General features: G+C 69.7%; 18 protein-coding genes and 2 pseudogenes. 17 read left to right on the top strand and 3 right to left on the bottom strand.

What is annotated here, in order from left to right; genetic code table 11:
- Window positions 1-29 precede the first annotated feature (29 nt).
- Genes KHC19_RS01125 through hpaI form a run of 4 tightly spaced genes read left to right on the top strand, consistent with a single transcriptional unit; the run spans window position 30 to window position 3,722 of the window.
- Complete coding sequence (locus KHC19_RS01125; protein ID WP_213350185.1) at window positions 30-1,292, top strand: MFS transporter; 1,263 nt, start codon at window positions 30-32, stop codon at window positions 1,290-1,292.
- Entirely contained in the window at window positions 1,289-2,125 is an 837-nt protein-coding gene (locus KHC19_RS01120) for a cyclase family protein (protein ID WP_213350184.1), read from the top strand. Before KHC19_RS01125 ends, KHC19_RS01120 begins: the two co-directional genes overlap by 4 nt.
- A gap of 17 nt (window positions 2,126-2,142) precedes the next feature.
- Window positions 2,143-2,925: a 2-oxo-hept-4-ene-1,7-dioate hydratase gene (gene hpaH, locus KHC19_RS01115; RefSeq protein ID WP_213350183.1), complete on the top strand. Its 783-nt coding sequence runs from the start codon at window positions 2,143-2,145 to the stop codon at window positions 2,923-2,925.
- Between the two features lie 8 nt (window positions 2,926-2,933).
- The gene (gene hpaI, locus KHC19_RS01110) at window positions 2,934-3,722 is read left to right on the top strand and encodes a 4-hydroxy-2-oxoheptanedioate aldolase (protein WP_213350182.1); all 789 of its coding nucleotides are present in this window, start codon (window positions 2,934-2,936) and stop codon (window positions 3,720-3,722) included.
- 21 nt (window positions 3,723-3,743) lie between these two features.
- Here hpaI and KHC19_RS01105 read toward each other — a convergent pair whose 3' ends face one another.
- Window positions 3,744-4,655 carry a LysR family transcriptional regulator gene (locus KHC19_RS01105; RefSeq protein ID WP_213350181.1) on the bottom strand — a complete coding sequence of 304 codons (912 nt, stop codon included), beginning with the start codon at window positions 4,653-4,655 and terminating at the stop codon, window positions 3,744-3,746.
- Between the two features lie 98 nt (window positions 4,656-4,753).
- Between KHC19_RS01105 and KHC19_RS01100 the strand changes: the two genes are divergently transcribed.
- The 7 genes from KHC19_RS01100 to KHC19_RS01070 all read left to right on the top strand — a co-directional run bounded on the left by KHC19_RS01100 (window position 4,754) and on the right by KHC19_RS01070 (window position 11,285).
- Window positions 4,754-5,734 carry a hydroxyacid dehydrogenase gene (locus KHC19_RS01100; protein WP_213350180.1) on the top strand — a complete coding sequence of 327 codons (981 nt, stop codon included), beginning with the start codon at window positions 4,754-4,756 and terminating at the stop codon, window positions 5,732-5,734.
- An 11-nt stretch (window positions 5,735-5,745) separates the two neighbouring features.
- Window positions 5,746-6,483, top strand: a complete 738-nt coding sequence (locus KHC19_RS01095; RefSeq protein WP_213350179.1) for an RraA family protein — start codon at window positions 5,746-5,748, stop codon at window positions 6,481-6,483.
- A 53-nt stretch (window positions 6,484-6,536) separates the two neighbouring features.
- Window positions 6,537-7,514 carry a Bug family tripartite tricarboxylate transporter substrate binding protein gene (locus KHC19_RS01090; protein ID WP_213350178.1) on the top strand — a complete coding sequence of 326 codons (978 nt, stop codon included), beginning with the start codon at window positions 6,537-6,539 and terminating at the stop codon, window positions 7,512-7,514.
- Window positions 7,511-7,996: a tripartite tricarboxylate transporter TctB family protein gene (locus KHC19_RS01085; protein ID WP_213350177.1), complete on the top strand. Its 486-nt coding sequence runs from the start codon at window positions 7,511-7,513 to the stop codon at window positions 7,994-7,996. Before KHC19_RS01090 ends, KHC19_RS01085 begins: the two co-directional genes overlap by 4 nt.
- Window positions 7,996-9,498: a tripartite tricarboxylate transporter permease gene (locus KHC19_RS01080; protein ID WP_213350176.1), complete on the top strand. Its 1,503-nt coding sequence runs from the start codon at window positions 7,996-7,998 to the stop codon at window positions 9,496-9,498. Before KHC19_RS01085 ends, KHC19_RS01080 begins: the two co-directional genes overlap by 1 nt.
- Window positions 9,499-9,524: 26 nt before the next feature.
- Window positions 9,525-10,610: an Ldh family oxidoreductase gene (locus KHC19_RS01075; protein WP_213350175.1), complete on the top strand. Its 1,086-nt coding sequence runs from the start codon at window positions 9,525-9,527 to the stop codon at window positions 10,608-10,610.
- Window positions 10,611-10,679: 69 nt separating this feature from the next.
- The gene (locus tag KHC19_RS01070; RefSeq protein ID WP_213350174.1) at window positions 10,680-11,285 is read left to right on the top strand and encodes an MOSC domain-containing protein; all 606 of its coding nucleotides are present in this window, start codon (window positions 10,680-10,682) and stop codon (window positions 11,283-11,285) included.
- 138 nt (window positions 11,286-11,423) lie between these two features.
- Here KHC19_RS01070 and KHC19_RS01065 read toward each other — a convergent pair whose 3' ends face one another.
- Both KHC19_RS01065 and tsaA read right to left on the bottom strand, forming a co-directional pair.
- On the bottom strand, window positions 11,424-12,620 hold the full coding sequence (locus KHC19_RS01065) for a L,D-transpeptidase family protein (RefSeq protein WP_213350173.1): 1,197 nt from the start codon (window positions 12,618-12,620) through the stop codon (window positions 11,424-11,426).
- 180 nt (window positions 12,621-12,800) lie between these two features.
- A complete protein-coding gene (gene tsaA, locus KHC19_RS01060) occupies window positions 12,801-13,415 on the bottom strand; it encodes a tRNA (N6-threonylcarbamoyladenosine(37)-N6)-methyltransferase TrmO (protein WP_213350172.1) in 615 nt (204 codons plus the stop codon).
- Window positions 13,416-13,557: 142 nt separating this feature from the next.
- On the opposite strand from tsaA, the gene KHC19_RS01055 reads away from it, so the two are divergent.
- From KHC19_RS01055 to metH, 6 genes and pseudogenes are all read left to right on the top strand, one after another.
- Window positions 13,558-14,553 (top strand): ArsR/SmtB family transcription factor, encoded by a 996-nt coding sequence (locus KHC19_RS01055; RefSeq protein ID WP_213350171.1) that lies wholly within the window; start codon window positions 13,558-13,560, stop codon window positions 14,551-14,553.
- Entirely contained in the window at window positions 14,553-15,485 is a 933-nt protein-coding gene (gene metF, locus KHC19_RS01050; RefSeq protein ID WP_213350170.1) for a methylenetetrahydrofolate reductase [NAD(P)H], read from the top strand. The genes KHC19_RS01055 and metF overlap by 1 nt, the downstream gene beginning before the upstream one ends.
- An 84-nt stretch (window positions 15,486-15,569) precedes the next feature.
- The gene (locus tag KHC19_RS26275) at window positions 15,570-15,887 is read left to right on the top strand and encodes an endonuclease domain-containing protein (protein ID WP_343207625.1); all 318 of its coding nucleotides are present in this window, start codon (window positions 15,570-15,572) and stop codon (window positions 15,885-15,887) included.
- Window positions 15,845-16,090 carry an endonuclease domain-containing protein gene (locus tag KHC19_RS01045; protein WP_343207624.1) on the top strand — a complete coding sequence of 82 codons (246 nt, stop codon included), beginning with the start codon at window positions 15,845-15,847 and terminating at the stop codon, window positions 16,088-16,090. Before KHC19_RS26275 ends, KHC19_RS01045 begins: the two co-directional genes overlap by 43 nt.
- Before the next feature lie 10 nt (window positions 16,091-16,100).
- Window positions 16,101-17,154 (top strand): annotated as a pseudogene (locus tag KHC19_RS26415) (homocysteine S-methyltransferase family protein); the annotation flags it as partial.
- Between the two features lie 90 nt (window positions 17,155-17,244).
- Window positions 17,245-19,908, top strand: a pseudogene (metH, locus tag KHC19_RS01040) (methionine synthase); the annotation flags it as partial.
- Between the last annotated feature and the right edge of the window lie 8 nt (window positions 19,909-19,916).

Raw genomic sequence — 19,916 nt, 5'->3', positions numbered from 1 at the left:
AAAGCAATAAAAATCCTTGGGAGGATTTCGTGACGATCGAGGTTGCAGACAATACAACTGCGTCCGGGCCGAAGACTGCTTGGTATGTCGGCGCGACCAAGGCCCAGTGGCAGGCGTTCTGGTCCTCCTATCTGGGCTGGGCGCTGGACATCATGGACCTGCTGCTCTTCGCGATGCTGCTCAGCCATATCAGCGCCGATCTCGGCATGTCGCGCTCCACCGCCGGCATGATCGCCTCGGCGAGCCTGGTGGCGACGGCATTCGGCGGGCTGATCTTCGGCTTCCTCGCCGACCGTATCGGCCGCACCCGCTCCATGGTGCTGTCGATCCTGTGCTATTCGGTCGGCACGCTGCTGTGCGGCCTGTCGCAGGATGTGACGCAGCTGCTGCTGTTCCGCATCGTCGTCGGCCTCGGCGTCGGCGGCGAATGGTCGGCCGGCGCGGCGCTGATCACCGAGACCTGGCCCGCCCGCCATCGCGGCAAGGTGATGGCCTGGGTGCAGAGCGCCTTTGCCAGCGGCTACGCGCTGGCGGCGATCGTCGCGGCGGTGTTCCTGCCGCTCGTCGGCTGGCGGGGCGTGTTCTTCTTCGGCCTCGCCCCGGCATTGCTGGCCTTCTGGATCCGCCGCCACACGCCCGAGCCGGAGATCTGGAAGCAGCAGACCGAGCGCCTGTCGCTCGGCGCCACCATCCGCATGCTGCTGCGCGACCACGGCCGCAGCACGGCGGTCGGCTTCGCCTTCACCGCGGCGGCGATGTGCGGCTATTGGGGCCTGTTCACCTGGATCCCCACCTGGCTCGCCACCCCCGTCGCCAATGGCGGCCCCGGCCTCGACCTCGTGAAGTCGACGACGTGGATCGTCATCATGCAGGTGGGCGCCGCGCTCGGCTTCATCTCCTTCGGCTATGTCGCGGATTCGCTCGGACGGAAGGCCGCCTTCATCATCTACTTCGTGCTCTCGGCGCTGGCGGTGCCGGTCTACACGCTGATCTCGACGCCGACGATGCTGCTCGTCTTCGGCCCGGTGGTCGCCTTCTTCGGCACCGGCTTCTACAGCGGCTTCGCCCCCACCTTCGCCGAGCTGTTCCCGACCAATGTCCGGGCGACCGCCCAGGGCTTCATCTACAATGCCGGCCGCGCCGTGAGCGCGCTTGCGCCCGCCATTGTCGGCCTTCTCTCGACGAGCTTCGGCCTCGGAGGCGCGCTCGCCTTCACCGCCGGCTTCTTCCTGCTGGCCGGGCTGATCGTGCTCGTCTTCCTGCCCGAAACCAAGGGAGCCGCGCTTAAATGAACATCGAAACCCGCGTCGCGCCACCGTTCCGCATGGAGGAGTGGCTCGCCGCTGCTGCCGGCGCCCGGCAGATCGATCTCAGCCACCCGATGCAGAAGGGCATGCCGATCCATCCGGCGCATCCGCCCTTCCACATCACCCTGAACAACCGGCACGGCGACGTGCTGCGCTGCTGCGGCCATTCCTCCTCCAACGAGCTGATGGTCACAAGCACCCACTCCTCCACCCATATCGACGCGCTGTGCCACGTCTCCGAGCACGGCGCGCTCTATGGCAAGCACATCGCCGCCGAGGAGCAGCAGGGAACCGGCCTGTTCAAGGTGCACGGCGCCGAGACCATCGGCCCGATCTTCCGGCGGGCGGTACTGCTCGACGTGGCCAAGACCCTCGGCGTCGAGGCGCTGGAGCCGGCCTATGAGGTGAGCGTCGCCGATCTCGAAGCCGCCGAGAAGGCGTCGGGCACGCAGCTGCGCCCCGGCGACATCGCGCTGGTGCGCACCGGCTGGGCGCGCTTCTGGGCGGATTCACCGCGCTATCTCGGGCTCGATTCCGCCGGTGCGCCGGGGCCGGGCGTCGCCGCCGGGCACTGGCTCGCCGAGCGGCGGCCCTTCTCGGTCGGCTCCGACACCTCCGCCTTCGAGGTGATGAACCACCACGACATCACCCTCGAGGTGCACATGATCCTGATCGCCCGGAACGGCATCCACATCATCGAGAACCTCGACCTCGAGGAACTGAGCGGCGCGGCGGCCGGCGCCTTCGCCTTCGTCGCCCTGCCGGTGCGGATCAGCGGCGCCACCGGCTCGCCGATCCGGCCGATCGCCCTCGTCTGATCTCCAGGAGACATTCCATGCTCACCGAAGAGGAACGCCGCCGCGCGGCGGAGGACATCCTGCGCGCCGAGCGCGAGGGCCGGCCGATCGTGCAGCCGAGCCGCACCTTCCCGGCGATGGAGATCGAGGACGCCTACCGGGTGCAGGATTTGTGGGCGCAGGCGCGCCTCGCCGCCGGCGCCCGCATGGTCGGCCACAAGATCGGGCTGACCTCGCGCGCCATGCAGATGGCCTCGAAGATGACCGAGCCGGATTATGGCCGCATCCTCGACGACGCGCTGTTCAACGACGGCGCCCAGATTCCGGCCAGCCGCTTCATCAAGCCGCGGCTGGAGGTCGAGCTCGCCTTCATCATGGGCGAGGATCTCGAAGGGCCGGGCTGCCGCATCTACGACGTGATGCGCGCCACCGAATATGTGGTGCCGGCGCTGGAGATCATCGACTACCGCACCGAGGTGCCACGTGCCATCGTCGACACCATCGCCGACAATGCCGCCTTCGCCGCCATCGTCGTCGGCGGCCGGGTGATCCGCCCGATGGACATCGACATTCGCTGGGTCGGCGCCACGCTGACCAAGAACGGCACCATCGAGGAATCCGGCGTCTCCGCCGCCATCATGGGCCATCCGGCGGCGGGCATCGCCTGGCTGGTGAACAAGCTGTCCGCCGTCGGCACGGGGCTGAAGAAGGGCCAGATCGTGCTCGCCGGATCCTTCACCCGGCCCGTCGACATCGCCGCCGGCGACGTCATCACCGCCGATTACGGCCCGGTCGGCGCGATCAGCGTCGCCTTCACCTGAGACACGCCATGACACGCCCCGTCGACCTGCCGCGCAACCACTTCAAGCACGCCCTCCGCGAGGGACGCCAGCAGCTCGGGCTGTGGTGCACCCTGTCGAGCGCCTTCGGCATCGAGGTGGTCGCCGGCGCCGGCTTCGACTGGCTGCTGCTCGACACCGAGCACTCGCCCGCCGACGTGCTGACCGTGCTCGGCCAGCTGCAGGCGCTGTCCGGGCATGCCGTCGCGCCGGTGGTCCGCCCGGCCAGCAACGATCCGGTGCTGATCAAGCGCTATCTCGACATCGGCGTGCAGACGCTGCTCATCCCCTATGTGCAGAACGCCGAGGAGGCGCGCGCCGCCGTCGCCGCCACCCGCTACCCGCCGGAGGGGATACGCGGCGTCTCGGCGCTGACGCGGGCGACGCAGTTCGGCCGCGTTTCCGGCTATGGCCGGCGCGCGGCGCAGGAAATCTGCCTGCTGGTGCAGGTGGAGACCGAGGAGGCGCTCGGGCAGATCGAGGCCATCGCCGCGGTGGAGGGCGTCGACGGCGTGTTCGTCGGTCCCGGCGATCTCGCGGCCAGCATGGGTCACATCGGCGAGCTCGGCCATCCGGCGGTGGTGGAGGCGGTGACCGGCGCCATCGCCCGCATCGCCGCCGCCGGCAAGCCGGCGGGCGTGCTCACCGGCGACGCGGCGCTGGCGCGGCGCTGCATGGAGCTGGGCTCGGTGTTCACCGCCGTCGGCGTGGATGTCGGCCTGCTCGCCCGCGCCACCGAGGCGCTGGCCGCCTCGTTCCGTCCCGCGGCGGGCGGCTGATCGGCCGGCTCCCCCGGGAGCTCATCCCCAGGACTCGGCGAGCGCGGTGGAGGCTTCCTCGCCGAACACCTCCATGAAGCGCTCGACGGCGGGCGGAACATAGCTCGACGGCATGCGCACGATGCCGACCTCGCGATGCATGGTGGTCTCGGCGAGCCTGATCTCCACCAGCGGCTCGCCGACCCGGCTGCGGCCGAGATTGCGGCGGGAGATGAAGGTCAGCAGGTCGGTGGCGGCGACCAGCCGTGGCGACAGCGAGATGTTGTTGGTCTGGATGTCGACGCGCGGCTCCGGCAGGTCGCGTGAGGCGAAGGCGGCGTCGATCCATTGCCGCGTCACCACCGAGCGCGCCGGCAGCACCCAGCCATAGCCGGCGAGATCGGCGATGCCGACCTTTCGCCGCGTCAGCGGATGGCCCTTGGCGACCGCCACCACCACCGCGTCGCTGCCGATCCGCCGGACCGCATAGCTCTCCTCGTCGCCCTGGGTGATCGGGCCGACCACCACGTCGACCTTGCCGTCGGACAGCGCCGCGCGCAGCACGTCGTTCATGCCGATGCTGATGTCGAACTTCACGCCGGGCGCCTCGCGCAGCAGGCGCCGGCACACCTGCGGCAGCAGATATTCGGCCGTCGTCGCCCCGGCGCCGATCCGCACATTGCCGACGGCGCCGCGGGCGATGTCCGTCATCTCGCGCAAGTTCTGCTCGACCGACATCCGCAGGCTGCGGGCGCGCTCCAGCATGATGCGGCCGGCGGCGGTCAGTTGCACGCCGCGGCCGGATTTCACCACCAGCCGCGTGCCGACCTCCGCTTCCAGCCGGCGGATCGACTTGCTCAGCGCCGGCTGGGTGCGGCCCAGCTTTTCCGCCGCGCGGCCGACATGCCCGATGCTGGCGATGACCTCGAAGTAATGCAGGTCGCGCAGTTCCATTCATTCCTCGTGGCTATCTTTTGAGGAATTTTATGAATTGGACGGTCGGTCTCTTCGGATGTCAAGTCGGGTCAGAACGGGAAACGTCGAGGAACGCCATGACCCTGAAGGTTCTGATGACGGCGAGGACGCTGGCGCCGCCCGGGGTCGCCCTGCTGGAGGAGGCCGGCTGCAGCCTGTCCTTCCTGCCCGGCGAAACCGCGGCGGAACTGGCGGAAGCGGTCCGCTCGGTGCCCTATGACGCGATCATCTCCCGCACGCTGGCGCTTCCGGGCGAGCTCATCGAGGCGGCTCCCGCCTTGCGGCTGATCGCCCGCCACGGCGTCGGCTACAACAATGTCGATCTCGCCAGCGCCACCCGCCGGGGCATCCCGGTGCTGGTCGCCGATGCCGGCAACGGGCAGTCGGTGGCGGAGCTGACGGTCGGCCTCGCCCTTGCGGCGGCGCGGCGCATCGCCGTGCTCGACGCCGGCATCCGCGCCGGGCGCTGGGATCGGGCGCAGGCCGGGCAGCAGCTTGCCGGCCGCACCGCCGGCCTCGTCGCCTTCGGGGCGATCAGCCGGCGCGTCGCCGTCATGCTGCGCGCCATCGGCATGCGGATCGTCGTCCACGACCCGCACATCGCCGATCGCGCGCGGCACGATGTCGAATGGGCCGACACGCTGGACGATCTGCTCGCCGCCAGCGATCTCGTCTCGCTGCACTGCCCGCTCACGCCGGAAACCCGCCATCTGATCGGGCCGGCCCAGATCGCCCGCCTGCGCCGGGGCGCCATCCTCGTCAACACCGCGCGCGGCGGCCTCGTCGACGAGGCGGCGCTGGTCGAGGCGCTGGCGTCCGGCCGGCTGGCCGGCGCCGGGCTCGATACTTTCGAGGACGAGCCGCTGCCGGCGGGACACCCCTTCCTCGCCCTGCCCAATGTGGTGCTGACCCCGCACATGGGGGGCAGCACCGACGCCGCGCTCGATGCCGTCGCGGTGAGCGCGGCGCGCAATGTCATCGATGTGCTGATCGACCGGAAGATCGACCGGCGCCTTCTCGTCAATCCCGCCGTCCTCGAACGGCAGCCAGCCCAGTGAAGCGGATTCCCATGAACACGCCCCTCGCCAACACGCCCCTCGCCGCCGCGACACGCGCCACGCCGAACGCTCCCTGGCCCATCGGCTACACCGTCAATCCGCGCGTCTGCACCTTGCCGAAGGAACTCGTCGCCGCCTTCGAGGGCGTGCCGGTGCCGCATGCCAGCGACAGCATGGGCCGCCACATCGGCGCGCGCGGGCTCATCGCCTATCACGGCGCCCAGGCCGGCACGATCTGCGGCCCCGCCGTCACCGTGCGCTCGCGCCCCGGCGACAATCTGATGATCCATCTCGCCATCATGACCGCCCAGCCGGGCGACGTGATCGTCATCGACGGCGGCGGCGATCTCTCCACCGCCGTGCTCGGCGGGCTGATGCGCACCAGCGCGCTGGCCCGCGGCATCCGCGCCTTCGTGCTCGACGGGGCGCTGCGCGACGTGGCGGAATGGAAGGAGGGCGGCGTCGGCGCCTTCGCGCGCGGCAATGTGCATCGCGGGCCGAGCAAGGACGGGCCGGGCGAGCTCAACGTGCCGGTCGCCTGCGCCGGCCTGTCGGTGATGCCCGGCGACCTGATGCTGTGCGATCTCGACGGCGTGGTCGCCGTGCCCGCCGCCGAGGCCGAGGGCCTGCTCGCCAAATGCCGTGCGCACGCCGCCCGCGAGAGCGCCATCATCGAGAAGAACCGCACCGGCGAGCCGGACTGGGAGCGCTTCAACGCCCTGCTGCGGCAGAAGGGATGCCCGGTCTGACCGTGCCGCCGGCCGCGCCAACGGCCAGAACATAATCGCCAGGAGGAAATGCCATGCTCGATCGTCGTTCGTTCCTTGCCGCCACGGCCGGCCTCGCCGCCGCGACGGCCGGACTGGGCCTTCCCGCCGCCGCCAAGCCGTTCGGCTCGGTCAGCCTGTTCATCCCCGGCGCGCCGGGCGGCGGCTGGGACATCACCGGCCGGGTCATCGACGAGGTGCTGAAGAAGAACGGCCTGGTCCGTTCCTCGCGCATCACCAATGTCGGCGGCGCCGGCGGCACCATCGGCCTGCCGCAGTTCATCAACCAGTATGACGGCGATCCCAATGCGCTGTTCATCGCCGGCGCGATCATGGTCGGGGCCATCATCACCAACAAGACGCCGGTCAATCTCGGGCTGCTGAAGCCGGTCGCCCGGCTCACCGGCGAGTATCAGGTGCTGGTGGTGCCGGCCGCCTCGCCGGTGAAGACCCTCGCGGAGTTCATGGCGCTGCTGAAGCAGGACCCCAAGGCCGTGACCTGGGCCGGCGGGGCGCCGGGCGGTACCGATCACATCTTCGCCTGCCTGATCGCCAAGGCGGCCGGCGTGCCGCTCTCCGGCCTCTCCTATGTCGCCTTCACCGGCGGCGGCGGCGAGGCGATGGCCTCGCTGCTGGGCAACCAGGTCTCGGCCGGCATCTCCGGCTATGGCGAGTTCGCCGAGCAGATCAAGGCCGGCAATCTGCGCGCCCTCGCCATCTCTGCCCCGTCGCGGGTGGCCAGCATCGAGATCCCGACGCTGGTGGAGCAGGGCGTCGACGTCACCATCTCCAACTGGCGCGGCGTGTTCGGCGCGCCGAACCTGCGGGAGGCGGAGACCGCGGCGCTGATCGAGCTCGCCACCGCGATGGTGCAGACGCAGGACTGGAAGCAGCAACTCGCCACCCGCGGCTGGTCCGACCAGTTCCTGCCGGGTGCCGCGTTCGCCGCCTATCTCGAGCAGGACGTCGCCGCGACCCGCAGCGTCCTCGCCGATCTCGGGCTCGCCAAATGAGCGCGCTGTCGCTGGGCAGGGCGCAGCTGGTCGCCGTCTCCGCCGCCATCGCGGCGCTGGGCGGCGGCGCCGTGCTGGTGGCGCTGACCATCCCGCCGGATGCCGCCGGCGCGGTGGTCGGGGCGCGTTCCTTCCCCGTCGCCGTCGGGCTGGTGCTGCTGTCCTGCGGGTTGCTGCTGCTGTTGGAAGCCTGGCGCACGCCGTGGGAGTGCGAGGCGACCGATCCCGAGGCGCCGCCGCTCGACCTCGTGCCGCTGGCGATCCTCGCCGCCGGCATGCTCGTCAACGTCCTGCTGATCAAGGCCGCCGGCTTCATCGTCGCCTCGACGCTGATGTTCGCCTTCACCGCGCGGGCCTTCGGCGCCCGCCGCCTGTGGCTGTCGCTGCTGATCGGCTTCGTGCTCGCCTTCGCCACCTATTACGGCTTCGCGCGCATGCTCGACCTGCGCATCGGCGGCGGCCTCATCGAGGATCTGTTCTGATGGGTAGCCTCTCGGGACTTCTGGACGGCTTCGCCAACGCCCTGTCGCCGATGAACCTGCTATGGGCGCTGTTCGGCACCACGCTCGGCACCTTCATCGGCGTGCTGCCGGGCCTCGGCCCGGCGCTGACCATCGCCCTGCTGCTGCCGCTCACCTTCCAGGTCGATCCGGCCGCCGCCTTCATCGTGTTCGGCGGCATCTATTTCGGCTCGCAATTCGGCGGCTCCACCACCTCGATCCTGATCAACACGCCGGGTGAGAGCGCTTCCATCGTCATCGCGCTGGAAGGCAACCAGATGGCGCGGCGCGGCCGCGGCGGCCCGGCGCTCGCCACCGCGGCCATCGGTTCCTTCGTCGCCGGCACCATCGGCGTGCTGTGCCTCAGCCTGCTGGCGCCGGTGGTGGTGCGCGTCGCGCTCGCCTTCGCGCCGGCCGATTATTTCGCGCTGATGGTGCTGTCCTTCGTCACCGTCGCCGCCGTGCTCGGCAATTCGCTGCTGCGCGGGCTGGCGAGCCTCGGCCTCGGCCTGCTGCTCGGCCTGGTCGGCGTCGACCTGCAATCCGGCCAGCCCCGCTTCACCTTCGGCTCGCTCGACCTGCTCGACGGCATCGACGTGATCATCGTCGTGGTCGGCCTGTTCGCGGTCGGGGAGACCCTGCACCTCGCCGCCCGCCACCGCTCCACCCGCGAGGAGATCACCCCGGTGGAAGGCTCGCTGTGGATGACGGCGCAGGATTGGGCGCGCTCGTGGAAGGCGTGGATCCGCGGCGCCTTCATCGGCTTTCCCCTCGGCGCCATGCCGGCCGGCGGCGCCGAGATCCCGACCTTCCTGTCCTATTTCGTCGAGAAGAAGCTGTCGAAGCATCCCGAGGAGTTCGGCCGCGGCGCCATCGAGGGCGTCGCCGGGCCGGAGGCCGCCAACAACGCCGCCGGCGCCGGCGTCTTCGTGCCGCTGCTCACCCTCGGCATCCCCACCTCGGCGACGGCGGCGGTGATGCTCTCCGCCTTCCAGAGCTACGGCATCAATCCCGGGCCGCAGCTGCTCACCAGTCACGCCGACCTCGTCTGGACGCTGATCGCCAGCCTGTACATCGGCAATGTAATGCTGCTGGTGCTGAACCTGCCGCTGGTCGGGCTGTGGGTGCAGATCCTGCGCGTGCCGACCCCCTATCTCTATGGCGGCATCCTTTTGTTCGCCACGGTGGGCACCTATGGCATCAGCCGTTCGGTGTTCGACCTGGTGCTGCTCTACGCGGTCGGCCTCGCCGGCTTCTTCATGCGCCGCTACGCCTTCCCCACCAGTCCGGTGATCATCGGCATGATCCTCGGGCCGCTGGCCGAGCAGCAGTTCCGCCGCGCCATGACCATGTCGCAGGGCGATCTCTCGGTGTTCCTCACCCGGCCGATCTCGCTGACCCTGCTCGTGCTGGCCGTCATCGCGCTCAGCGCGCCGCCCCTGCTGGCCTACCGGCGCCATCGCCGGGCGCTGGCTTCCGCCTGAACTCCTTCATTCGCGAGAACCTTCCGATGTCCGACAAGATCCTCATCGAGGCCGGCGAACTGCGCCGATTTGCCGAAGCCGTGCTGCGGGCCGCCGGCATGCGCGAGGCGCCGGCGGTCCGCGTGGCCGACACGCTGATCTATGCCGATCTGCGCGGCGTCGGCTCGCATGGCGTGGCGCGGCTGTCCTCCTATCTCGACCGGGTGCGGGCCGGCGTGATGGCGCTCGACCCGGAAATGGCTGTGGTCTCCGAGGCCCCCGCCAGCGTCCTGCTCGATGCCGGCAACGGCTTCGGCCAGCTCGCCGGCCTGCGGGCGATGGAGCTGGCCGTCGCCAAGGCCCGGGAGACCGGCGCCGGCGTGGTCGGCGTCGCCAATTCCAATCATTTCGGCGTCGCCGCCTATTTCGCCGAGCAGGCGGTGAAGGCCGGCATGGTCGGCATGGTGCTCACCAATTCCTCGCCGGCGATGACGCCCTACAATGCCCGCATCCCGCTGGTCGGCACCAATCCCATCGCCTTCGGCGTGCCGGCCGGGCGGCACCGGCCGATCATACTGGACATGTCGACCTCCATCGTCGCCCGCGGCAAGATCCGGCTGGCGGCGAGGAGCGGCGCGCAGATCCCCGCCGGCTGGGCCGTCGATGCCGACGGCAACCCGACGCAGGACGCCCGCGCGGCGATGAAGGGCAGCCTGGCGCCGATCGGCGGCCCGAAGGGGGCGGGGTTGTCGCTGATCATCGATCTGCTGACCGGCGTGCTCACCGGCACCGGCCTCACCGGCGAGGTGCGCAACATCAGCGATGTCGCCGGCCCGTCGCGGACCGGGCACCTGTTCGTCGCCATCGACGTCGCGCGCTTCATGCCGCTCGACATCTTCCGCGAGCGGGTCGACAGCGTGATCGCCGGCATCAAGGCGATGCCCTCGGTGGATGGCGGCCCGATCTTTCTGCCCGGCGAGATGGAGGCGCGCGGCGCCGAGGCCCGCGGCGAGGCCGGCATCGCCCTGTCGGCGGACGTCGCCGCCGATCTCGCGGCGCTCGGCGGCCGCTACGGCCTCGCCCTTCCCGGCGGGCGCCCGCAGGAGCGCCGGCAGGCTGCCGGCGGCCTCTGACGCCGGCAGATTTTGCGGGCGCCGTCGCGCGGCGGGGTTAAGATCCGGCGTCCTCACGGGAGCGCCCGCATGAACGAAACCCTGAAGCTGTTCGACGACGGTTCGGTGCCGGCGCGCAAGGTCGCGGCGCGGCTGTCGCAGCTGATGATCGCCGACGGCGCCGATTTCATCACCCGCCCGGTGGAGCGTGCGACGCTCGATTTCGAGGGGCTGGCGGGCGATCGCCATCGCGGTCTGTACCGTCCCGCCGATTCGCGGGTGCCGTGGTATCCGCGCGGCACGCCGATCCGCAATGCGCGGCAGGTGACGCTGGTGGCGCCGGACGAGCTCGCCCTCATCGCCCGCCGGCTGGAGGTGCCGGCGGTGGAGCCGGCCTGGCTCGGCGCCAATCTGGTGCTGGAGGGTGTCGCCGATCTCACCGCCCTGCCGCCGGGCACAAGGCTGCATTTCCCGGGCGGCGCCTGCCTGGCGGTGGAAGGGGAGAACGCGCCGTGCCGCCATGCCGGCGCGGCGGTGGCGCGGCATCATCCCGGCCGGACCGGCCTCGACCTCGCCTTCGTGACGGCGGCGCGGGGACGGCGCGGCCTCGTCGCCTGGGTGGAACGGCCGGGCGAGCTCGTCGCCGGCAGTCCCGTCGAGCTGCGGGTGCCGGCACAGAAACTGTGGGGGCGGTGAAGGCCTTTCCGGTGCGCCGGCGGACGGGAGGGGCGAGGGAAAGCCGCCACAAACGAAAACCGCCCGGACGATCCCTCGTCCGGGCGGTGTCATCTCGTTGTCCCGGAGCGCTCGGCGCCCCGTTGCCGGCTGGCCTGTTCAGCGCACCGCCACGTTGGGGGCGGAGGCGCTTACCGGCGTCGCCTGCATGGCGGCGCTGCCATCGGCGGTCTTGGCCGCCGGGTTGCCCGGCAGCACCACCACCTTGGTGCCGATCTTCACCCGCTCATACAGGTTCTCGACATCCTCGTTGAGCATGCGGATGCAGCCCGAGGACATGAACTGGCCGATGGTGGACGGCTGGTTGGTGCCGTGGATGCGGTAGATGGTGGCGCCGAGATACATGGTGCGCGCGCCGAGCGGGTTGCCCGGGCCGCCGGCCATGAAGCGCGGCAAATAGGGCTGGCGCTCGATCATCTCCGCCGGCGGGCGCCAGTCGGCCCATTCCTTCTTGGCGGAGATCTTCTCGGTGCCGGCCCAGGTGAAGCCGTCGCGGCCGACGCCGATGCCGTAGCGCTCGGCCTTGCCGCCGGGCAGCACGTAATAGAGATAGGTGTTCGGCGTATCGATGACGATGGTGCCCGGCGGCTGGGTGGTCGTGTAGTCGACCGTCTGCCGCTTCAGGTTGGCCGGCAGCTCCTTCGGCGGGCCCTGCTCCGGCTGGTCTTCCGGCGGCAGCATGGCGACGGAGGCGCCGTTGGCGCCGGTCACCTGCTCCTGCTGGCCGGAATAGGCCGGCTGGCGGGTCGCCGGGGCGGCGGCATGCACCGGCGCCGGCGGCGCGCCATAGGGATTGGCCTGCGAGGAATAGCTCGGCGCCGGATAGCCGGCCGGCTGCTGGCCGGAATAGGCGCCGGTGGGATAGCCCGACTGCGCCGGCGCGGCGGCCTGCGAGGAATAGCCCTGCGAGGGATAGCCGGCGGGCTGCTGGCCGGAATAGGCACCGGTGGGATAGCCGGACTGCGCCGGCGCGGCGGCCTGCGAGGAATAACCCTGCGAGGGATAGCCGGCCGCCGGGGTGCCGCCATTTGCATAGCCGGAGACCGGGGCCGGCGGCTGCACGGCGCCGGTGGACGCCTGGGCGGGCGGCGCCATGATCGGGGCGACGCCACCCTGCGACGCCGAACCCGACGTGCCGTAGGGATCGATGGCCGCCGGTACCTCGGCGGTGCCCGGAGCCGGCTCGGCCGGCTGCGCGGTCGTCTCGACCGGATAATACTGGGCGCCGGCCGTACCGACCGACGTCAGAAGGGCCAGAGCGACCGCGGGAGCGAAACCTAGGCGAACCACCATCATCAAGCCTGCCGGAGTGAATGCCACAACCTTTGCGACGACGACATGACGCAGGAACAAGGCGGGTTCAAGACAAGATCAAGTCATCAATGGTGCTGTACGGCCCAGCCATGCACGAAGCGCATGGGCGATGCATATAAGCAACAGTAACCCTGACCTATGTCGCCGTCGTCGAGTGAGGGATTATGGTTTCGAAATGATTGAAAAGTCGTTGCTGTTCGCACGGCCGTCGCCGGAATCGGCCGCTTGCCGCTCGATATCGAGAGCGCGGTGCCATCCCACCACCGCGTCGGGATGGCAGTCGGTCGAGGCGAAATAGGGCTTGATGTCGAGCAGCGGCGTGCCGTCGAGGCAGTCGAGCCCGACCACCGAGAGGCGGTTGCCGTCCATTCCCAGCAGCCGCACTGCGCTCATGGCGATCGGGTTGGGCCGGGCCGGGCTCCTCAGCGCGAAGGTGCCGCGTCCCCTTCCATAGGTGCGGGGCACCTGGACCAGCAATTCGCGCGGTGCACGGTCCATCCAGTAGAGCAGCCACAGATGCGTGGTGCCCTCCAGCCCCTCCAGCGCCGGCACGAAGGCGGGGTCGAGCTCGACGGTGCAGACGGCGTCCGATTCGCGCCCGTTCCGCGGGCAGTCCTTCCGGCGGGTCCAGGGCGTGCGCAGCCGGCCGATGAAGTTCACGCCGGCATCGGGGGAGGCGGGCAGGGGCCGCGTCACCTCGCCGGGGCGCACGCCGAATTCGGCCGCATCGGCCTGATCGGTCGGATCGGTCGCCTCGGCCGGGGAAATCGTCTTCATCCTACACCTCACTGGCCTGTGCCGACGCCGGACCGACGCCGTTCGAGCGCTACGCCGACCCGGCCGCCGGCTCCCCCACGACGCCGCTTGCATCCCCTGGCGAAAAGACATAAAGATATCTTTATATCTCGTTGGAGGCGTCATGCCGACCTCGTCGCTCAGCTTCGCGTCCCTGCTCGACGGCCTCAAGGCGGCCGGCGAGGACACGCGCCTGCGGCTGCTCGCCCTGCTGGGCGAGGGCGAGCTGACGGTCTCCGAGCTTACCGAAATCCTCGGCCAGTCGCAGCCCCGGATTTCGCGCCATCTCAAGCTTCTCGCCGAGGCGGGGCTGGTGGAGCGTTTCCGCGAGGCGAGCTGGGTGTTCTACCGCCGCGCCACCGATACCCTCGCCGCCGCGCTCACCGACGCGCTGCTCGCCCTGATGGCACCGGACGACGACATCCTGCTGCGCGATCACGAGCGGCTGGAGGCGGTGCGCGCCGCCCGCGCCGCGCAGGCACAGGCTTACTTTCGCGCCCATGCCCATGAATGGGACGCATTGCGCCGCCTGCACGCCCCCGACGACCAGGTCGAGCAGGCCATCGTCGAGGCGCTGGCCGGCGTCGGGATCGACGCCCTGCTCGATCTCGGCACCGGCACCGGCCGCATCCTCGAACTGTTCGCCCCGCGCATCGATCGCGGCGTGGGCATCGATCTGTCGGCCGACATGCTCGCGGTCGCCCGCGCCAATCTGGAACGTGCCGGCGCGAAAAACTGCTCGGTGCGCCAGGGGGATATCTACAATCTTGCGCTTCCCCGCGACGCCTTCGACGTGGTGATCGTGCATCAGGTGCTGCATTTCCTCGAGGACGCGCCGCGGGCGCTGAAGGAGGCCGCGCGGGTGCTGAAGCCCGGCGGGCATCTGCTGGTGGTGGACTTCGCCCCGCACGATCTGGAATTCCTGCGCGAGGCGCACGCCCATCGCCGCCTCGGCTTCGCGCCCGAGGTCGTCGAGCACTGGCTGGCGCAGGCCGGCCTGGTGCCGCAATCGCATCGCCCGTTGGCGCCGCAGGCCGACGGCAAGCTCACCGTTTCTCTCTGGCTGGCCCGCGATCCGCGCGCGACGCAGCCCGCCCAAAAGCACAAGGAGGTCGCCTGATGTCGTCGGATGTCGAGCGCCGCAGCCGCCGCCCCGGCGGGCGGCCGATTTCGGTGTCGTTCGAGTTCTTCCCGCCCAAGACGCCGGAGATGGAGGCCACGCTGTGGAACTCCATCACCCGTCTGGCGCCGCTGGCGCCGAAATTCGTCTCGGTGACCTATGGTGCCGGCGGCTCCACCCGCGAGCGCACCCATGCCACGGTGGAGCGCATCGTGAAGGAGACCCGCCTCGCTCCGGCGGCGCATCTCACCTGCGTCGCCGCCTCGAAGGGCGAGGTGGACGAGGTGGTGCGCGGCTATTGGGATGCCGGCGTGCGCCACATCGTGGCGCTGCGTGGCGATCCGCCGGGCGGCGTCGGTCAGGCCTATGAGCCGCACCCGGAGGGCTACAAGACCTCGGCGGATCTGGTCGCCGGCCTGCGCCGGGCCGCCAATTTCGAGGTGTCGGTCTCGGCCTATCCCGAGAAGCACCCCGAAAGCCCGTCCTTCGACGCCGATCTCGACATCCTCGAGGCCAAGGTCGACGCCGGCGCCACGCGGGCGATCACCCAGTGCTTCTTCGACAACGACCTGTATTTCCGCTACCTCGACAGGGTGCGCGCGCGGGGGATCGATGTCCCCGTGGTGCCGGGCATCCTGCCGGTATCGAACTTCAAGCAGGCGAACAATTTCGCCGAGAAGACCGGCTGCTACATGCCGGCCTGGCTCGCCGGCCGCTTCGAGGGGCTCGACGACGACCCGGAGACCCGCAAGCTGATCGCCGCCGCGGTGGCGGCCGAGCAGGTGTTCGATCTCGTCGACCGCGGGGTGACGGAGTTCCATTTCTACACGCTGAACCGCGCCGACCTCGTCTACGCCATCTGCCACCTGCTGGGCCTGCGCCCGCCGCAGGGCGCGGCAGCCGGGCAGGGCAACGGCCAGGCGGCGGCGTGAGCGAAGAGCCGATCCGCCGGCGCTCCCCCTCACCCCGACGGGGAGAGGGAGCCGGTCGCGCCCGGGCAGGGATGTTGTGTGTGCATGGCAGGCGCGCGGACTTCACCTCTCCCTGAAGGGGGAGGGGCTCGTTCGTTCGGATGGAGAAAGTCAAAGCGGCGCCTTGACCTCTCCCCGAGGGGGAGAGGTCGCCGCGCAGCGGCGGGTGAGGGGGAGCGACGGGAGAAGGTGATGAGCAACCCGATCGCACGAGCCCGTCGCCTTCGCCGTGATCACACGGATGTTGAACAGCTCCTGTGGTCACGACTCCGAAATCGCCAGCTCGACGGCTGGAAGTTCCGCCGACAAGAGCCGGTCGGATGTTTTGTCGTCGACTTCCTCTGTGTGCCGCCGCCAAACTGATTGTCGAACTTGACGGCGGCCAGCACAGCGTCGAGACCGATGCCGAACGAACCCGGATGATCGAGGCCAATGGCTATCTGGTCATCCGTTTCTGGAATAACGACGTGAACGACAATATCGAGGGCGTTCTCGCGCGGATTTTGGAATCTTTGCGCGTGGATGCCCCTCACCCCAGCCCTCTCCCCGACGGGGAGAGGGAGTAGGAGCCGCTCCATGACCCAGCCGACCGACACCCTCGCCGCCCTGCGTGCCGCCGCCCGCGAGCGCATTCTCGTGCTCGACGGCGCCATGGGCACGATGATCCAGCAATTGAAGCTGGACGAGGCCGGCTATCGCGGCGAGCGCTTCAAGGCGTGGCACCGCGACCTCAAGGGCAATAACGACCTCCTGAACCTCACCCGGCCGGACGCGGTGCGCGACATCCACCTCGCCTATTTCATGGCCGGGGCGGATATCGTCGAGACCAACACCTTCTCCGGCACCACCATCGCCATGGCCGATTACGGCATGGAAAGCCTCGTCTACGAGCTGAATTTCGAGGGCGCCAGACTGGCGAAGGAGGCGGCGAAGCTGGCCGAGGCGAAGGACGGCCGCCGCCGCTTCGTCGCCGGCGCCATCGGGCCGACCAACCGCACCGCCTCGATCTCGCCTGATGTCAACGACCCCGGCTTCCGCGCCATCTCCTTCGACGAGCTGGCCACCGCCTATGGCGAGCAGGCCGGCGCGCTGATCGACGGCGGCTCGGACCTCCTGCTCATCGAGACCATCTTCGACACGCTGAACGCCAAGGCGGCGGTGTTCGCCATCGAGCGGCTGTTCGAGGCGCGCTCCATCCGCGTGCCGGTGATGATCTCCGGCACCATCACCGATCTGTCCGGCCGCACGTTGTCCGGCCAGACCCCGGCGGCGTTCTGGAACTCGCTGCGCCACGCCCAGCCCTTCTCGATCGGGCTCAACTGCGCGCTCGGCGCCAAGGAGATGCGCGGCCATATCGACGAGCTCTCGCGCCTCGCCGACACCTTCGTCTGCGCCTATCCCAATGCCGGCTTGCCCAACGAGTTCGGCCTCTATGACGAGAGCCCGGAGGCGATGGCGAAGCTGGTCGGCGAGTTCGCCGCCTCCGGCCTCGTCAACATCGTCGGCGGCTGCTGCGGCACCACGCCGGACCATATCGGCGCCATCGCCCGCGCCGTCGCCCCGCATGCCCCGCGCGAATTCCCGGAGATCGCGCCGCGGCTGCGCCTGTCCGGCCTCGAACCGTTCGAGATGCAGGCATGAGAACCGCCACCCGCGTCCGTCTCCACCGTCCTTCCGTCACCCCGCATCGAGAGCAGGCGTCATGACCGCACCCGTCGCCACCTTCGTGAACATCGGCGAGCGCACCAACGTCACCGGCTCGGCGCGCTTCCGGAAGCTCATCACCAATGGCGACTACCCCGCCGCGCTGGCGGTGGCGCGCGACCAGGTGGAGAACGGCGCCCAGGTGCTCGACGTCAACATGGACGAGGGCCTGCTCGACTCTGAGAAGGCGATGGTGACGTTCCTCAACCTGCTCGCCGCCGAGCCGGACATCGCCCGCGTGCCGATCATGGTGGACTCCTCGAAGTGGAGCGTCATCGAGGCCGGCCTGAAGTGCATCCAGGGCAAGGGGATCGTGAACTCGATCTCGATGAAGGAGGGCGAGGAAGCCTTCCGCCATCACGCCCGACTGGTGCGCGCCTATGGCGCCGCCGTCGTCGTCATGGCCTTCGATGAGCAGGGCCAGGCCGACACCTTCGAGCGCAAGACGCAAATCTGCGCCCGCGCCTACCGTATCCTCGTCGAGGAAGTCGGCTTCCCGCCCGAGGACATCATCTTCGATCCCAACATCTTCGCGGTGGCCACCGGCATCGAGGAGCATGCCGGCTATGGCGTCGCCTTCATCGAGGCCACCCGCTGGATCCGCCAGAACCTGCCGCACGCCCATGTGTCCGGCGGCGTGTCGAACCTCTCCTTCTCGTTCCGCGGCAACGAGCCGGTGCGCGAGGCGATGCACGCGGTGTTCCTCTATCACGCCATCGCGGCGGGCATGGACATGGGCATCGTCAATGCCGGCCAGCTCGCACCCTATAGCGAGATCGAGCCGGAGCTGCGCGAGGCCTGCGAGGACGTCGTTCTCAACCGCCGCGACGACGCCACCGAGCGGCTGCTCGCCATTGCCGAGCGCTTCAAGGGCGGTGGGCGCGAGAAGAAGGAGGCCGACCTCACCTGGCGCACCTGGCCGGTGGAGAAGCGGCTGGAGCACGCGCTGGTCAACGGCATCACCGAATTCGTCGAGGCCGACACCGAGGAGGCCCGCGCCGCCGCCGCCCGGCCGCTGCATGTCATCGAAGGCCCGCTGATGGCCGGCATGAACGTGGTCGGCGACCTGTTCGGTGCCGGCAAGATGTTCCTGCCGCAGGTGGTGAAGTCCGCCCGCGTGATGAAGCAGGCGGTGGCCTATCTCATGCCCTTCATGGAGCAGGAGAAGCAGGAGATGGGCCTTACCGACGCTCCCGCCGCCGGCAAGATCCTGATGGCCACCGTGAAGGGCGACGTGCACGACATCGGCAAGAACATCGTCGGCGTCGTGCTCCAGTGCAACAATTACCAGGTCATCGACCTCGGGGTGATGGTGCCGACCGCCAAGATCCTCGAAGTCGCCCGCGCCGAGAAGGTCGATGTCATCGGCCTGTCCGGCCTCATCACCCCGTCGCTGGACGAGATGGTGCATGTCGCCGCCGAGATGGAGCGCGAGGGCTTCGACCTGCCGCTGCTGATTGGCGGCGCCACCACCTCGCGCGTCCACACGGCGGTGAAGATCGCCCCGCAATATCTGCGCGGCCCGGCGGTCTATGTCACCGATGCCTCGCGCGCAGTGGGCGTGGTGTCGAACCTGCTCAACGACAATACCCGCTCGGACTATGCGGCGAACATCCGCGCCGAATACGCCAAGCTTGCCGACGCGCACGCGAAGAGCGATCGCAACAAGGTGCGGGTGAAGCTGGAGGATGCGCGGGCCAACCGGCTCGCCCTGGACTTTGCCGGCTATGAACCGCCGGTGCCGACCTTCCTCGGCACGCGGGTGTTCGAGAGCTACGATCTCGCCGAGCTGGTGCCCTATATCGACTGGACGCCGTTCTTCCAGTCCTGGGAGCTCACCGGCCACTACCCCGCCATCCTCGACGATCCCAAGGTCGGCGTCGCCGCCCGTGCGCTCTATGACGACGCGCAGAAGATGCTGGCGAGGATCGTCGCGGAGAAGTGGCTCACCGCCCGCGCGGTGATCGGCTTCTGGCCGGCCAACACGGTCGGCGACGACATCGAGCTCTATGCCGGCGATACCCGCAACGCTCCGCTCGCCACCCTGCACACGCTGCGCCAGCAGATGGGCAAGCGCGAGGGCCGGCACAATCTGGCGCTGGCCGATTTCGTCGCCCCCGAGGGCAGCGGCGTGGCGGATTATGTCGGCGGCTTCTGCGTCACCACCGGTTTCGGCGAGCATGAGCGTTCGGAGGCCTTCAAGAAGGCCAATGACGATTATTCCTCGATCCTCCTGAAGGCGCTGGCCGACCGCCTCGCCGAGGCCTTCGCCGAGCGCATGCATGAGCGGGTGCGCCGCGAGTTCTGGGCCTATGCCCCCGACGAGGCGCTCGACAACGAGGCGCTGATCAAGGAGGCCTATCGCGGCATCCGCCCGGCGCCGGGCTACCCCGCCCAGCCCGATCACACCGAGAAGGCGACGCTGTTCAAGCTGCTCGACGCCACGCCCTCCATCGGGGTCGAGCTCACCGAGAGCTTCGCCATGTGGCCGGGCGCCGCGGTGTCGGGGCTCTACCTCGCCCATCCCGAGGCGTCCTATTTCGGTGTCGGCCGCATCGAGCGCGACCAGGTCGAGGACTATGCCGCCCGCAAGGGGATGAGCGTCGAGGAGACCGAGCGCTGGCTGGCGCCGGTGCTCAATTACGATCCGGCCAGCCACAAGTCGGTGGCGGCGGAGTAGGGGCGGGC

Source organism: Ancylobacter oerskovii, from assembly GCF_018390555.1.
GTDB classification, from domain to species: Bacteria; Pseudomonadota; Alphaproteobacteria; order Rhizobiales; family Xanthobacteraceae; genus Ancylobacter; species Ancylobacter oerskovii.
This window is presented reverse-complemented; position numbering and strand designations above follow the sequence as displayed.